Source organism: Arthrobacter sp. C152, assembly GCF_054890965.1.
Genome location: NZ_JBTZSU010000104.1, coordinates 1 through 549, shown reverse-complemented (window position 1 = coordinate 549; position 549 = coordinate 1). Strand labels below are relative to the sequence as shown.

The window sequence follows — 549 nt, the reverse complement described above, 5'->3', positions numbered from 1 at the left end:
ACGACTACCGCAAGGTCTACGCCGCGTACAAGGCAGCCACCGAATTCAAGGGCAAACCCACCGTCATCCTCGCCAAAACCGTCAAGGGCTACGGCCTCGGACCAAGGTTCGAAGGCAGGAATGCCACGCACCAGATGAAGAAACTGACGGTCGAGGATCTCAAGGACTTCCGGGATTACCTGCGCATTCCAATTTCGGACGAACAGTTGGACGCTGATCCTTACCGCCCTCCGTATTACCACCCGGGCCCGGATGCCCCCGAGATTGCCTATCTCCTCGACCGGCGGAGGGCACTTGGGGGGTCTGTTCCCGAGCGCCGGAGCGGGCATCATTCGGTTGAACTTCCGGAGACCAAGTCGTACGAGGTGGCCAAGCGGGGTTCGGGCAAGCAGCAGGCCGCCACCACCATGTCCTTCGTGCGCCTGCTCAAGGATCTGCTCCGGGACAAGAAGTTCGGGAACCGGATTGTGCCCATCGTCCCGGACGAGTCACGGACGTTCGGCATGGACGCGTTCTTCCCGACCGCGAAGATCTACAACCCCAAGGGCC

The 549-nt window shown here is 61.4% G+C and carries 1 pseudogene; it reads left to right on the top strand.

The features are described from left to right. Positions 1–549: pseudogene (locus ACYSM9_RS21905) on the top strand (pyruvate dehydrogenase (acetyl-transferring), homodimeric type); the annotation flags it as partial.